19 protein-coding genes and 1 pseudogene are annotated in these 14200 nt (G+C 42.1%); 4 read left to right on the top strand and 16 right to left on the bottom strand.

What is annotated here, in order from left to right; genetic code table 11:
- The 15 genes and pseudogenes from DXZ23_RS00275 to DXZ23_RS00215 all read right to left on the bottom strand — a co-directional run bounded on the left by DXZ23_RS00275 (nt 1) and on the right by DXZ23_RS00215 (nt 9873).
- Nucleotides 1-2094 carry a phage tail tape measure protein gene (locus DXZ23_RS00275; RefSeq protein WP_017807156.1) on the bottom strand — a complete coding sequence of 698 codons (2094 nt, stop codon included), beginning with the start codon at nt 2092-2094 and terminating at the stop codon, nt 1-3.
- A gap of 8 nt (nt 2095-2102) precedes the next feature.
- Nucleotides 2103-2273 carry a DUF6890 family protein gene (locus DXZ23_RS15290; RefSeq protein WP_021723664.1) on the bottom strand — a complete coding sequence of 57 codons (171 nt, stop codon included), beginning with the start codon at nt 2271-2273 and terminating at the stop codon, nt 2103-2105.
- Nucleotides 2274-2281: 8 nt separating this feature from the next.
- Nucleotides 2282-2581 carry a putative phage tail assembly chaperone gene (locus DXZ23_RS00270; protein WP_017807154.1) on the bottom strand — a complete coding sequence of 100 codons (300 nt, stop codon included), beginning with the start codon at nt 2579-2581 and terminating at the stop codon, nt 2282-2284.
- 21 nt (nt 2582-2602) lie between these two features.
- Nucleotides 2603-2824, bottom strand: coding sequence for an Rz1-like lysis system protein LysC (gene lysC / locus DXZ23_RS15200; protein WP_130261555.1), 222 nt, complete (start codon nt 2822-2824; stop codon nt 2603-2605).
- Nucleotides 2790-3131, bottom strand: a complete 342-nt coding sequence (locus tag DXZ23_RS00265; RefSeq protein ID WP_017807153.1) for a hypothetical protein — start codon at nt 3129-3131, stop codon at nt 2790-2792. Before DXZ23_RS00265 ends, lysC begins: the two co-directional genes overlap by 35 nt.
- On the bottom strand, nt 3116-3649 hold the full coding sequence (locus DXZ23_RS00260) for a lysozyme (protein WP_017807152.1): 534 nt from the start codon (nt 3647-3649) through the stop codon (nt 3116-3118). The genes DXZ23_RS00265 and DXZ23_RS00260 overlap by 16 nt, the downstream gene beginning before the upstream one ends.
- A complete protein-coding gene (locus tag DXZ23_RS00255; protein ID WP_017807151.1) occupies nt 3621-3854 on the bottom strand; it encodes a phage holin in 234 nt (77 codons plus the stop codon). Before DXZ23_RS00255 ends, DXZ23_RS00260 begins: the two co-directional genes overlap by 29 nt.
- 86 nt (nt 3855-3940) lie before the next feature.
- Nucleotides 3941-4396 (bottom strand): phage protein, encoded by a 456-nt coding sequence (locus DXZ23_RS00250; RefSeq protein WP_017807150.1) that lies wholly within the window; start codon nt 4394-4396, stop codon nt 3941-3943.
- Between the two features lie 4 nt (nt 4397-4400).
- A pseudogene (locus DXZ23_RS00245) lies at nt 4401-5528 on the bottom strand (DUF2586 domain-containing protein).
- 25 nt (nt 5529-5553) lie between these two features.
- Complete coding sequence (locus tag DXZ23_RS00240) at nt 5554-6234, bottom strand: phage virion morphogenesis protein (protein ID WP_017807149.1); 681 nt, start codon at nt 6232-6234, stop codon at nt 5554-5556.
- Nucleotides 6227-6697 (bottom strand): phage tail protein, encoded by a 471-nt coding sequence (locus DXZ23_RS00235; RefSeq protein ID WP_017807148.1) that lies wholly within the window; start codon nt 6695-6697, stop codon nt 6227-6229. Before DXZ23_RS00235 ends, DXZ23_RS00240 begins: the two co-directional genes overlap by 8 nt.
- Entirely contained in the window at nt 6685-7137 is a 453-nt protein-coding gene (locus DXZ23_RS00230) for a head completion/stabilization protein (RefSeq protein ID WP_017807147.1), read from the bottom strand. Before DXZ23_RS00230 ends, DXZ23_RS00235 begins: the two co-directional genes overlap by 13 nt.
- Before the next feature lie 33 nt (nt 7138-7170).
- A complete protein-coding gene (gpM, locus tag DXZ23_RS00225; protein WP_017807146.1) occupies nt 7171-7950 on the bottom strand; it encodes a phage terminase small subunit in 780 nt (259 codons plus the stop codon).
- Nucleotides 7951-7960: 10 nt separating this feature from the next.
- Nucleotides 7961-8971, bottom strand: coding sequence for a phage major capsid protein, P2 family (locus DXZ23_RS00220; RefSeq protein WP_017807145.1), 1011 nt, complete (start codon nt 8969-8971; stop codon nt 7961-7963).
- Between the two features lie 2 nt (nt 8972-8973).
- A complete protein-coding gene (locus DXZ23_RS00215; protein WP_017807144.1) occupies nt 8974-9873 on the bottom strand; it encodes a GPO family capsid scaffolding protein in 900 nt (299 codons plus the stop codon).
- Between the two features lie 179 nt (nt 9874-10052).
- On the opposite strand from DXZ23_RS00215, the gene DXZ23_RS00210 reads away from it, so the two are divergent.
- The 4 genes from DXZ23_RS00210 (at nt 10053) to DXZ23_RS00195 (ending at nt 13763) form a co-directional block, all read left to right on the top strand.
- Nucleotides 10053-11849: a terminase large subunit domain-containing protein gene (locus DXZ23_RS00210; protein ID WP_026138597.1), complete on the top strand. Its 1797-nt coding sequence runs from the start codon at nt 10053-10055 to the stop codon at nt 11847-11849.
- Nucleotides 11850-11851: 2 nt separating this feature from the next.
- Nucleotides 11852-12889 (top strand): phage portal protein, encoded by a 1038-nt coding sequence (locus DXZ23_RS00205; RefSeq protein WP_017807142.1) that lies wholly within the window; start codon nt 11852-11854, stop codon nt 12887-12889.
- Nucleotides 12890-12969: 80 nt separating this feature from the next.
- A complete protein-coding gene (locus DXZ23_RS00200; RefSeq protein ID WP_017807141.1) occupies nt 12970-13227 on the top strand; it encodes an ogr/Delta-like zinc finger family protein in 258 nt (85 codons plus the stop codon).
- Between the two features lie 308 nt (nt 13228-13535).
- Entirely contained in the window at nt 13536-13763 is a 228-nt protein-coding gene (locus tag DXZ23_RS00195; RefSeq protein WP_017807140.1) for a hypothetical protein, read from the top strand.
- A gap of 12 nt (nt 13764-13775) precedes the next feature.
- Here the strand turns inward: DXZ23_RS00195 and DXZ23_RS00190 are convergent, their stop codons facing one another.
- Nucleotides 13776-14183, bottom strand: a complete 408-nt coding sequence (locus DXZ23_RS00190; RefSeq protein WP_017807139.1) for a type II toxin-antitoxin system HicB family antitoxin — start codon at nt 14181-14183, stop codon at nt 13776-13778.
- Nucleotides 14184-14200 lie beyond the last annotated feature (17 nt).

Raw genomic sequence — 14200 nt, 5'->3', positions numbered from 1 at the left:
TTAAGCAGCTCCAAGTGCGGTTCTATCCTGCATTTGTTTTTCAAATGCCTTTGGATCATTGGCATACACATTTACTCCACCGTAATTCACGGTGTGCGAGGTTTGATTTGAAATGTTTTTGTTTGCCAAAAAGCCTTGCTTAAATTCGGTTTTCGGTTTCACCGCGTCAGGAAGTGACGGCAAGACCGCGGTATTGCCTGCATTTGCGGCAAGGTTTGCCGCGTTCAGTGAATGGCTTAAGCTCGCCATTTTTTCTGCACCTGTTAGCGGGCTATTTGTGCTTTCCGTGCTAACAGTTGGGATTAAATCAATATTCACGCCCGGCAATTTATTCAGCTTCTCAATCAGCCAATTCACCATTTCGATGAGGCTATTTTTTAGGCTGTTATACGCGTTCGTAAAAATATCAATTAGCCCTTTGCCTAATTTTTTAAAACTCTCTAACGGGCTGATGTTGGAGAAAAACGCCACCACTTGATCCCAACCGTTTTGAATACCCGCCCATAAATCCGTAAATACGGCAGAAATACCATCCCACAATTCCGCTAGCACACCGCTGAAACTTCCCCAAAGTTCAGAAAGCCACTGCGTAAAGGCGTTCCATTGTGCCGTGAGCCATTCCCAGCCTGCTAAACAAGCGGCTTTGATTTTGTCCCAGTTGGCATAGATGGCATAACCAATTAAGGCAATCGCCGCAATCACCAAACCAATAGGGCCCGTTACCGCCGCCCACATTAAGCGTGCACCAATGGAGATCACTTTCATTACAGTGTTAATTACCCACATTGTCGCCGCCCAAAGTTTATTAAGCACAATATTGAGTTTTGTCGCTTGTGCGAGTTTTGTAATGATTGCCCAAGCCCCTTTCATTGATCCCCACCAAAGCCCGAAAATACCTTTTAAGGTCATAATCACAGGTCCAACCGCGGCAAACCCTATTAAGGCACTGAATAAATAACCAATCCAACGGGCAATATTGCGATAAGTATTAAGCCATTCTAAAAAGCCTTTACCAATTCCAACAATTTTACTTAAGATAGGGTAGAGTACGGGCTGAAGTGATGAACCAAGAGAAATCGCGATCCCCTTGGTTAAGGCTTCTAGCTGTTCCCATACGTCCGTCATCTTATGAGCTTGAGCACTCACTGCGTCCATTCCCTTCACGTTGGCGAGTTTGTCAATGTTTGATCCAAGTCGATCGCTTTCGTCGATCATATTGGCAATAAACTTGTAAGCTCCATCACCGCCAAAGGCTTTTTTCAAAATGTCCCGATGTTTGGTTACATCGCCAAACTTGGCTTTTAATTTGCGTAAAATTTTGTCGGTGCTAAGTAGTTTGCCGTTGTTGTCGTGAAAGCTCATTCCAAGTTTCTTCTCGGCGGAATCAAGCCCTAGTAAGAAACTTTCAAATTGTTTTCCTGCTTTTGTGGTATCCACTTTATCGCCTAACTGACCGATCACCGCCATTTGTTCACCAAGAGAAACGCCCATTTTTTGGGCTGTGCCTGAAACGGTTTTAAAACCCGCTTCAATATCAGTAACACTGGATTTAAATAGGGTTGTAGCGATCGCTGTTTGTGAGGCGACTTTTTCGGCCCATTGCACTTTGCCCACACTGTCTGCTTCGTTTTTGTAAATGCTGTAAAGGCGGGAAAGGTAATCTTTGGCACTATTCGCGTCGGTTTTGATTGCTGCTGCCATTACATTTGTGGTTTTGGTTAAACCGCTTAATTCAAGATCGGAAAGTTCTCCGAAGGCTTGTTTAATGCCATAGGCAGATTTCACCACTTCAACGGAATCTTTGCCATACTCCACGGCAAATTCGGTGGCTGTATTGCGAAGTTTCTCAATCGCACTATCAGCCACACCAAGAGAAGCCACCTCACCTAAAGCCCTATCCATCTCGATTGCGGGCATTAAGGCGGCTTGCATACTTTTACCCACCGCAAAAAGCCCCGCCCCACCCATTGCAATATTGCTCATTGCGGATTTTGTTTTGCTAACAAAATTATCAACGCCTTTGCTTACGCCTTTGAGTGGACCAGTCATTTTGTCGGTTAAATGGATTACATAATCCAAGCCTTTAATTGCCATCTTTTACCCTAAAAACATTTGCTTATCCCATTTGCGACGGTGTTCGCCATATTCTCCCAGTGCCTTTTGTCTAGCCATAAGGCACGGGCTAAATTTTGAGGGTGGTTATCGGCGTGCGGTAAATAGTGCATACGCAAGGCGATCGCTTGTGCGTAGCCGTTTTGCTCCAACCGTTCCACCCTCTCAATTAGTTTTTTACTTTAACTTCAATGTCAGCGATAAAGGCTTGACCCACTTTTTCATTTAACGCCAACGCCACACCCGGCAAATGAATAATTTGCAACAAGGTTTCTTTGTGTTCCTTGCTGATTGTCGCAAGCAGATAATCTTTGATCGGCGTGATACGGTTGTCTTTTTCGACTTCGTTCGTAAACGCGTCAAACGCGGCATCATCACGATTAAAAGTTAATTCAATGCCGTTAATTTCAACGGTAAGCGTATTTTTAATGCCGAATTTTTCAAGTAATTGGGTTGCTTCATTTTTCATTGTGTTTTTCCTTTTGGTTTCTTATTGTTGTTGTAAAAATTGGTTGTAGTCGCTAATACACTGCTTTAATGTACGGTTAGCTAATTGGCATTGGCTCAAATTGTGCTGATAATCTATTAAGGCATTGACTAAATCGCCATTGGTTCTAATTGAAAACGTCGGGCGATCGCAACTTGCTACAATCGGGCAAATAATCGCTTGAGCCGTGTTAATGGATTGTGTTGAACACCCGAATAACATCATCAGGCACAGGCTGATTAGCCCAGTTTTTATGTTTTTCATTTGCCACCTTTAATGCGTTTTTTTGTTGTTGATAAAGTGCGGTGTTTTTTTCTGCTTTTTTTGTGGCAAGTTCAGCCATTTCTTGCAGTTTTAACAAGCGTTGATTTGTAGCAATGGCTTGTTTTTCAAATTGGCTAACTTGTTGGCTAAGCACACTATTTTCTTGTTTTAAGCGGCTGTTTTGGCTGCTTAAAAATGCCGTCAGTAACACGCCAAATAACATCACAACAAACAAGCCAATATCTGCGAAACTTAAACGCCCAAACATAAATCACGCTCCTGTTTTCTGCGTTCCACAAGCCCTTTGAGTGGTTTCCCATTGCTATAAACCCAGCGGGAAAACTGATCGCACATTGCGGGGCTGTAACCTTGTTTGGCGAGTTTAAACAGGGTACTTTTTTGCATTTTTCCGCAGCCTACGTTGTAAGTAATGCTTACCAAGGCATCAAATGCCCCTTGTGGCATTGCTTGCCCGTTGGCGTGTTGGTTTACGCATTGTTCTGCTTGTTTAATCCCTTTGGCATACAAGCGGGCGATCTCATCAGGGGAATAAATTTTATTCGGCTTAATTTTTTCTACGTTGTCCGTTGTGCCGATACCTACCGTTAGCACATCACTTGGGCATTGATAAGGATTGCGTACACAGCCTTCTGCGTTGGCAATCAGTTGCAAACCTTGCGGGCTGGTGCGTAAATCTTGGCTATATTTCGCTCCAACAAGGGCAAGCACAGCGAAAACCGCACACATTAATAATCCTTTATGGTTTGTTTTTTGGCTCATTTTCATTGCGATATTTCCTTTCGATTTCTTGTTTACGTAGTTTCAGCTCACGATGTTTAAAATAAAAATTCATTGCGATAGTGCAAAAACCAAAAACAATACTGGCAATCGCTGCGGCTTCATTTGGCGATAAGCTGCCAAAAGCCACGGCAACCGATCCTGAAATCGGAGCAGTATTGGTTTTGAAAAAATTGATAATGTCGTTAAACATTGGTACACCTCAAAAAGATTGGCGAACTCGTTTCTCTTGTGTTTATTATTATTGTTATGTTAATGCCAAACGGTCGCCAAATAGGGTTAGCCGATTAAATCGCGGGTGTCGTAGCTAGAGAGATACGGCACGCCATCAATGCGAACAAAATCGGGGCTAGTTACAAAATATTTGATTTTACGGGTGGATTTACTACCACCTTTAGGATCAATATCTAACAGATCGGTAATCAGTAATTTACAGCCGAAGGCTTCCACTTTTTGGCGTTCGCTGCCTCGTTTGGCAAAAAACACAAGATCAGTTTCGGGTAAATCCCGATAACTGCCTACGGCAGCCGCAACCATTTTGATTTTGCCGAAGTTTTTTGTATCTACTTCAAGCTCACCTTCGGCGGATACATCACCATCAACAAAACCATCTGGCACACCGCGGCTTGTCGCCGCTGCACTGTTGTCGGAAATGGATAAGCTCACCGCCTCCACGTGGATCGGCTGACCTAACATATAAATATCAAAGTTCATTCCTGAAATTCTTGCACTCATTGCCTTAATCTCCTAAGGTGGTTAAATCTAAGAAAATATTGACTTCGATGCCTTTCGGGCAATCATAAGTTCGCACTTTCATATAAATCTTGACTTCGTTTTTATTCATCCAGTTAATCACGATATCGCCTTCTTTCGGTGGCATACATTCTCTAGGGAAGGTGATCCCTGCAATTTGGGTGGATTTACTCATTTCGCGTAAAGGGGTTGCGAAATAAGTTTGGTGAAACTCAGTACTTGATGAGGTTGAGTTAAATGAACGATCGGCAATTTTCGCAATGGCAAGTAATCGCACTTTACGAGCCGCTTTATCAATTACCCGCACATTTTCGATCGCTTGATAATCACCACCTTCTACATCAAGGGTTCGCCCATCAGACCAATAGTAGCCATCATAGTCGGGATACCACATAAACGTGGAATAGCGGGCTTGCTCAAGGCTTTTTAGGTGTGCAATGGTGATTTCATTGCCGTCTTTGTCTTTCGGTTTGTTATCACCAATATTCACCAACGCCCCTGTTTTAACGCGAGCGGGGCTATCCGCGACGGAAACGGCAGAATTGGCTAAACGTCCAGCCAACGCACCAACATCATTGCCCATTAAATTAGGCACAAGCATAACGTGTTCGGCTACGATCTCTTGTTGTAGGGTAACGAGTTTTGCAACATATTCGTCCCACGTTTCTCCCTCGCTTGGATCAGCGTTAATTCCGCCGATTGACTGAATAAAAAAGGTGCGACGAGAAAGGGAATTAAGCAATTCTTTATATAAGGTTTGCAACGCGTTGATTTTGCTTTTATCAATGCCCGTGGTGTAGGTATTGACGCAAAATTCAAAACTTGCCACACTTTGAGCCGCTTTCACGCACTCGACAAAGTCATAACCGCTTTCATCAGCAATATACACGTGGGCGTATCAATCCGAATTGGCATTGACCATCGCGGTATGCACCTGTTTTTTTAACTCGGTTTCAGTTGTGCCAAAAACCTTGTCTAAATCACTGTCAGGGGTGATCGCAATCAATTTCTCTTTATTGGTTTCACCCACGCCAACAAATAGGGCGTGGCGTTCAACTTCTTTTGTCGGGCCACTTAATTGATTAAGGGCGTTAATTCGTACATAAGGGTACATAGTGATTGACCTCTTGTTATTGTTGTTATTTTAGTGTCAAAACTTTAGCTAATTCGGCAGCCATTATTTCAGCATTGTGCTGCGTGTTTTCATCTAAAAATGGGCGTGCAGGTAGTTTTATTTTTCCATTTACCGCATTTTGCTTATTTTGATTTAATGCTTTACTCATTAGGCGGATAATTAGCCCAGCTTGCCCCATTGTTAAGCGTGCTTTGATTTCCCGTAAACTGGCATTTTTTCTTCGCCCACCTTTAAGCCTAATTTGGTAGCCTAAATCTTTTAATTTTTTAGCTTGGCTATCAGAGCAAGGATTATTTTTATTTTTGATAAGTTGAATTTTGTCGCCTAACGTCAATTTTTGATTTTTCGCTAACTCAACTTCTAAGCCGTATTGATGTTCTGCGGATAACTCCGAACTTTTTTTATTTTTATAGCCTAATACGCCCGTGTTATTGCCTTGTATTTTTGTATTCAAAAATTTTGCACGGCGTTTAAGCATTTTCCCTTTGCCAACTTTTCGCTTTTCCCACGGTTTACCATCAGGGCTTCGCTGTTGATTAACGGCTTTTTTCGCGTTATCTTTAATTCGCCAAGCTGTACGCTGAATAACTTGTTTCTTCTTATCGGGGGAAAGAGTTAGTAACCGCATATCACGGCGGAAGCGTTTTAAACTTTCTTTTGATAATTTCAAAATAATGTCATTCATTAATAATTAGCTCTATTTTTTCTGCGGTAATAATTTCAATGTCATCAAGTTTGTACCGCTGACCGTCAATTTCTAACGTGCCTTTTGGATCAATAACGGCGGTAATTGGCTCTTGAAATTCAATATCAAAGGTTAAATCTGCCGTGTCATCGTCATAAATATCTAAGCTAAAATCACAATCCGCAAAATCTAATTGGCAACGTAATTCATCGTGTTCATTAAGCCACGTTTGAATTTGAGCCATAACCAACGCGGCGGATAATTTACGATAAGGAAACTCATTAAAAAGCAACGTAGCTGAATAGCGAATATGAGCAACCTCAATTCCTGTTGGGGTAATATCGCCACCTTGATTAATCAATGACCCTTTTTCAATCCAAGAATAAAGGTTCTTCCGATAACTTTCGGGCAGTTGCTTTTTTAAAAATTCCGTTAATTGCTGATACAGCATTAAAGTAGCCATACCTTCCCCCGTTTTTTCCCTTTCAAGCGACGAATTGCGAAAGAGGATTCAGCCAACAGGCTTTTTTGTGCTTGTACCAGCTCCCGCCCCTCGTGGATTTCCCTTGCGGATAGCGTGAGGAACTCGGGTAATAAATCCGCTTTGGCACGGGCGAATACCGCTTTTTTATATTGCGTTTGAGCGAAGTTTTCCCCGCCAATTTGTACGGTGGTAATCTCGCGAACGTGCAAAATGCCCTTGGATTGATAATGCTGTGCCACTTCCTCAAGCTCCAATTCAACTTCTTGCATTGCCTGAATCAGTGAAGCCTTTATCATTTCGATTGGCACTTGAACGGGGATCGCACGTTGTTTTTGAAATTCGCTCACTTCAATATCGCCCCAAAAGCCGTTAGAACTGATTACGCTATCATCGTATTCAATCGCCACCCCGTTAAACATCGGCTTGCTCCTTGTCGGCTAGGGGGTGAGTTACTAAAGAAGTGGGGATCGTAACTTTTCTATTGCGTCTTCTACAGTAAGATGGCGAATATCCAAGTTAAGATCCGCATTTTGGTGGAGTTTTTTTAGTCGCATAATAATGCGGTCAATCATTGAATTTACGCCCGCTTTATGGTTGTATTCATTGGCTTTTTGTGCCAAAAATAACGCCATTTCAAGGCTTTCAATGTCTGCAACGCTAGCTGCGTGAACTTCGCCTTGTGCGTTGCGTAAAAAGAGCGTTGCGGCGAATTTGTACCATTTCGCCGTTACGATTTCGTGGAGTTTCCACGCTGTCGCCACCGCTTCAAATGTGTCAGAAAAATAAGGCTCCACACTTTGACCTTGGTGAGCCATTCTTTCAGCCCACGCCAACACTTGGTTAGCCACAAAGGTCGGCAAGGTACTGCGAAAATAGGCTGGCATTGCTTGGTTTTGGGCAATAGCCATTCTCGCCAATCGTGTAGCACCGCCCAAATCGCCAACATCAAAAGAATAGATAATGCAATAGGCAATAACATCATTTTGATAAATTTCTCCTTTGGCAAAATAGTCATCGACTAACGGCAACCACTTTGGCAAAAAGTGATTGCGTTTGTATTCTGCACGGTCTGCAAGGTTAGGGAGTGAGCGAATTTTCTCAACGTCATTTTTTAAGGCAATATCAATCACCTCTTGCTGACTGTGAGAAACCACATCAGCCATTTTTACCGCCTCTTGGTTTTCAAGTGCGGTCAGTTTTTCCATTCGCTTTTGAAATTCACGCATTCCCATTTTTTACCCCTTAGCTTTCACCTGCAAATTTGACTTTAGTGTGATCGATTGCGGTCATTAAGCCTAAATCCTCAACCACATAGCCTTCTTGGCGATAGTAAGAGGTAATCACCCCTTTACGATCTTCATCACTACGCAATGCACGGCGTACGCTTTCCGCTTCGGTGTACACACTCAAATTACTTAATGCCGTTACCACCGCACCACGAGCAGGGAAGTTAGGCGGAGTGATGGCATTCATACCGCCAAAGCTACCCATTAAATTATGCGAGCATAAAACGGCTTTTTCTGTTGGGGTTAAGCCGTGTTGTTTCTGGATGAGTTTGGTTTCTTTGCTGACTAAATCCGCCCCCACCAAGAACACTAAGTCGTTTCGGTTTTGGTGGCGATAGTCTAAGCCTTGGCGTAAATCGAAGGCTAATTCATCAAGGTTAGCGTAATAGGAACCTTCGCCAAAAATCGTGATTTTTCCACTTGAAGCCTCTGCTTCTGTCATAAAGTTAGCGGCTTTTTGTTCCGCAAGCAGCTTTAACCAACCTTTATTTACATCAGATAAATCTGATTTTGTGGTATTTGCTGCCACACTTTGACCATTCCAACCAATTTGCAAAATATCTAATGCCACTTGATTTTGGAAATATTCGCTATAAAGCTCAACAAGGCGATCTTTGAACAATGCAAAAGAATCAAATAACGCCCAAGGAATGAGAATACCGCTATCGGTTTCTGCTAATTCAAAGCCGTTTTGAGTGTGATCCAATGAGGCAAGGTTACGTCCGTTTGTTTTTCGTCCTGTTACCCCTTTTTCAGTGGCACCGAAGAGTTTGTTACCTTTTAAAGTAGCTACTTGCACCATATTGATCTGTTTCAAAAAGTCAGAACGTTGCTGAATATTTGAACCCAATAACGCTGCTTCTGGGGCTTTGAGTGAAAAACTCTCACCACGTAACACTGCGTCCATTGGCACATTAAAATGTGCGGATAATGCCGCCGCTAGGGAGTAATATGCTTGACGATTCATTATTAAAATCCTTTGCTTAAATCAATGTTATAGCCATTCACGGAATACACGTTTTCTTTGCCTTGTACTGGCACACCGTGAGGGATTGGCGTAGCTTCTTGTGCTAATGTGTTGAATTTTTGCTCTAGTTCTTGGTAAGCACTTAAAAGCTGGTTAAATTCTTCTTTGGTTACGCCTTGATTTTCCGCAGCAGGGGCTTCTTTTGGTTGCTCTGCCTTTGGCTCAGCGGGCTTTTCAGGCTCTTGCTTGGCACTAAAAGCGGAAGCCACAACGGTAGCGATCACAGCACCAAATTTGGCAAGTTGTTCATCGGTCATAAGGTTTTCCTCTTTGTTATTGTTATTATCGGATTGAGTTTGCTCATTGGTTTGAGCTGGTTTTACAAAAAATTCCTTTAACGCCCCAAGAAACCCGCGCTTAATTTTTTCTTCTTCGTTTTCTGTGGGAATAGCAAAATCAATTCTTACAAATTCGCCAAATTCGCTACCATTTTGATTTACATTGAAAAAATCAAGTTTTGTTGTTCCTGCGGAAGCTGGGTAATTCGTTACCCCTAAACCGAATAAATAGGCTTTTCCCGTATTTCGGAAATTCGGCATAATTTCAACGCTAGAAAATAAGCCTTGCCCTTCAGCATTGAGACTAACAAGATGTTGATTTGGGGCGATTACGGCATAAAGTTTGGTTTCGCCGTTAGGTTGATCTTCAGCTTTGAGTTCTAGCACTTGCCCGAAACTCATAAAGCGGCGATGTTCTAGCCATAAATTCGCAGTGTACAATTCAGGATCATAGCTTTCTGCCATTTCGTGCAATTCGGCGGCAGTAATCTGACGACCGTCCACGGAATAACCCGATGTCGCCACACAAATAAACCCTGTTTTGATTTTGCTTTCGTTCTTCATTTTTTCTGCCTTTTGGTTGCAAGGTTTCAATCATTACTTCGGGCATTCTTTCCCATCTTTGGCAAAAAATCACTGTGTAAAATTCGGATATGTTCGGATATACCGCAAAAACGAGCCATATCCGAACATATCCTAATTTCTCTGCTATTTTTTCCGTTGAAATGGCGAAAAATAGCGGTATGGATACGATCAAAACATTACGCAAGCGAAAATCCCAACGTTATTCTGATGAAGTGATTTACGGGGCAAGACATTTATATTTGAAAAAATGGACACCCTCCGAAATCGCTCAAGAACTGGGGCTAAATTCTGCCCGCCCGATTTATTATTGGGCGGAGAAGTACAATTGGCGAAATTTAATCAACGAACAAGGCATAGAAGAATTGATTGCCTTGCAGATTATCACGCTCACGGAAAGAGAGGGCAAAACAGATCAAGAAATCAAGGAATTAGAAGCCTTGATTGATAAGAATCTGCAATATAAAAAGCAACGGGCAACACAAAAACAAAAGCCGATTTCGGAAAATCAAAGTGCGGTGTTATCTGAAGCCCATTTTTCCGAAACAGAAGATCGCAAGAAAAAGCCGAAAAAAGCGAAAAATGACGTTTCGCACATTACGCCCGAAATGTTTAAGCCGTTTCTTGATACGCTTTTTAGTTATCAGCTCACTTGTCGCGACAACAAGCATCACAAAGTCCGCAATATTCTAAAATCTCGCCAAGTGGGTATGACCTACTATTTTGCTTTTGAAGCCTTGGAAGATGCCATTTTAACAGGGGATAACCAACTCTTTTTATCAGCCTCCAAACGCCAAGCGGAAATCTTCAAAACCTACATCATCAAAATGGCGAAAGAATATTTTGAGGTAGAACTTAAAGGCAATCCGATTATTTTAAGCAATGGGGCGGAACTCCATTTTTTATCCACCAATAAATCCATGGCACAAGGTTATCACGGACACGTTTACGGCGATGAATACGCGTGGTTACGCAATTTTGAAGAATTTAATACCGTATCTTCGGCAATGGCAACGCACAAAAAATGGCGTGAAACCTATTTTACTACCCCTTCTTCAAAATTTCACGGAGCTTATAAGTTCTGGAGTGGTGAGCTTTGGAAACAAGGATCGGCTGAACGTAAAGAAGTTGTTTTCCCCACTTTTGAAGCAATGCGAAAAGGCGGCTGCGTTTGCCCTGATGGGCAATGGCGTTATGTCATCACTATTGAAGATGCCATTGCGGGCGGGGCAGGCGTGCTATTTGATATTGACGCACTACGCCAAAAATATAGCCGTGCTGCGTTTGAACAGCTTTTTATGTGTAAGTGGGTTGATGATGCCGATTCCATTTTCACTATTTCTAAATTGCTCAAATGTGCGGTAGAAACGCACAAATGGAAAGACGTTAATTTTAACGATCCGAACCCGATCGGAGGGCGTGAAGTATGGGGCGGGTATGATCCCGCTCACAGTGTGGACGGAGCGAGTTTTGTTGTCATTGCTCCGCCCATTTTGCCAAAAGAAAAATTCCGTGTATTGGAACGCCACCAGTGGCACGGGCTTAGCTATAAGTATCAATCAGAACAAATTAAAGAACTGGCTGAAAAATACCATTTTACCCATATCGGCATTGATGCCACGGGCGTAGGTGTGGGGGTGTATGAAATGGTGAAAGATTTCGCCCCACGTGCAACCACTGCCATTAATTATAGCCCTGATGTGAAAGCCTCAATGGTGCTGAAAGTCTATGATTTAGTTGAAAACGGCTTGATCGAATGGTCGGAGCAAGAAACGGATATTCCAGCTAGTTTCTTAATGATTAAACAGACCACCACCCGAAGCGGTGGGCAAATGACTTATATCGCTGACCGCACTAGCCAAAACCAGCACGCTGATGTGTTTTGGGCGATTTGTAATGCTGTTGATCACAAACCTCTTAATGAAAACAAAAAACGCCGCAGCGTTTGGAGAATGTAAAAATGACGAAAAAAAAGACCGCACTTAAAAAACAAAAAAGCGCACAAGTGAAAGCCTTTAGCTGGAATGAATTGGACAAAAACAGCCTAACGGGTTCCCCCGCGTTGGATTATATGGGCTTGGGCTTTGATAACACTTACAACTGCTATCTTCCACCGATTAATCGCCAAGTGTTGGCAAAATTGCCGCACCAAAACGCCCAACATTGCGGCATTTTAAATAGCCGTGCCAATATGATCAGTAGTGATTATGCGGGCGGGGCATTGTCAAAAATGGATATGCGGGCGTTATGTTTAAATCTCATTCAGTTTGGCGACGTGGGCTTGCTCAAAATCCGCAATGGCTTTGGGCAAGTGGTACGGTTGCACGTGTTATCTTCTCTTTATTTGCGAGTGCGTAAAGATGGCGGCTATACCTATTTGCTGCGTAAATCCTTGCTGAATGAAGATAACGAGGTGTATCAATTTGACGCGAAAGACATCATTTTTATTAAGCTCTATGATCCAATGCAGCAAGTTTACGGCTCACCCGATTATGTGGGCGGGATTCAATCCGCTTTGCTCAATTCAGATGCAACCATATTCCGCCGCCGTTATTTTAGCAATGGGGCACATATGGGCTTTATTTTGTACGCGACCGATCCCGATCTCAACGAGGAAATGGAAGAAGAACTCGCGAAAAAAATTGAGCAAAGCCGCGGGGTGGGGAATTTTAAAAGTATGTTTATCAATATTCCCAATGGTTCGCCCGATGGTGTGAAAATTATTCCAATTGGCGATACTGGCACGAAAGATGAATTTGCCAACATCAAAAACATATCCGCCCAGGATATTTTAACCGCTCACCGATTCCCACCCGGCTTAGGGGGAATTATCCCAAGTAATGCAGGCGGATTGGGCGACCCAATCAAATTACGTGATACTTATCGACAAGATGAAGTGTTGCCAATGCAGTCCATTATTAGCCAAGCGATTAATAGCGATCCCGAGATTGGAAATGTGTTAAAAGTCAAGTTTTTAGACACAAAAAAAGTGGAATAAATTTTTATTTTTTATATGTATAAATTAACAGTAATTTGATATATTACTACCATTGTGTAGGTAAATAGGGGTTGTTAAAAATGGCAAGGACAGCAGATATTTATTGCAATGTATGTAACTCAAAAGCAATGATCACAAGAACTGATCGAATACACAGTAATTTTAGTAAATTATACTGTTCTTGCCGTAATTCCAAGTGCGGGCATAAATTTGTGATTAACCAAGAATTTAGTCATACAACTAAAACAAGCCTATTAACGAAAGAGAGATTACTAAAATTACTAATCGGGCAGTTGTCGGAAGAAGATAAGGAAAAACTGAAGCAAGAATTAGAATGATAATAAAGTCGCGAAAGCGGCTTTTTTATTGAGAAAAAAATAAAAAAATACTTGCGTTTATTATTTTATATAATATAATACAAAACATCTAGCAAGGGCTAGATACAGCAAACCCCACGCTGTTCAGAGTGGGGCTAAAATGGAGTTTAGGATATTATGCTAGTAAAGTGATTATCCTAATTATCTTGCTAATGGTGGCTATGCCAGCGTTCTAAGATAATCCATCGGGAGGGGGCAACCTTCCGATGACTCCAATCTTAATGAAGATTCAGATAAAAATCAAGTTTTGATGTAATAGAGGAAGACTTATGGCAAACGCAATGACAGAACACAGCAAAAAATTAAGAGCCAAAACCGCAGCCGCCCACACCAAAAAAGCCCTTGAAGAAGGGAAAGTTCGCCGAATTATGCTACAAATGCCAACAGACCTAGCCAATGAATTTGATGAAATTCTTGCCGAACTTGGCAATTCACGCCCGCAAGGAATAAAAGCCCTTTGTGAAATCTACCGCACTTACAAAAATAAAACCGCTTAAGCGGTTTTGTTTTTATGCGGATAATAATTTATCTGTAGCGATTTGAGCGAGGAAACCGCTACGGCTTTTGTATTGTGGATGAGTTGAAACGTAGTTATCAATCTTGTTGATTAAAATTTTTGGTAGAGTAACATTAATTTTTTCAGCTTTCCCCATCAAGTGGGTAAGATCAACATCAACCACAGTAAAGGTAAATCCCTCATACTCTTTATTTTGCATATGTCTTTGTAAATCGGTTGGCAAAGGAATTTCTTCGCCATCTTCAAGCATTCCCTCAATATGAAATGCAATGGCTTCTTTTGCGTTAGTAAAGGCTTCTTCTAACGTATCACCCGCAGAGAAGCAACCTGGTACATCAGGCACAACAACGCCGTAAGCGTGTTTTTCATCGCCCATTTCAATTCCGATTGGATATAGCATATTTACTCCGTTATTTA

The sequence above is a fragment of the Avibacterium paragallinarum genome (assembly GCF_900450705.1).
In the GTDB taxonomy this organism is placed as follows: Bacteria; Pseudomonadota; Gammaproteobacteria; order Enterobacterales; family Pasteurellaceae; genus Avibacterium; species Avibacterium paragallinarum.
Note: the sequence above shows the minus strand (reverse complement) of the source record. Positions and strands in the feature narration are given on the sequence as shown.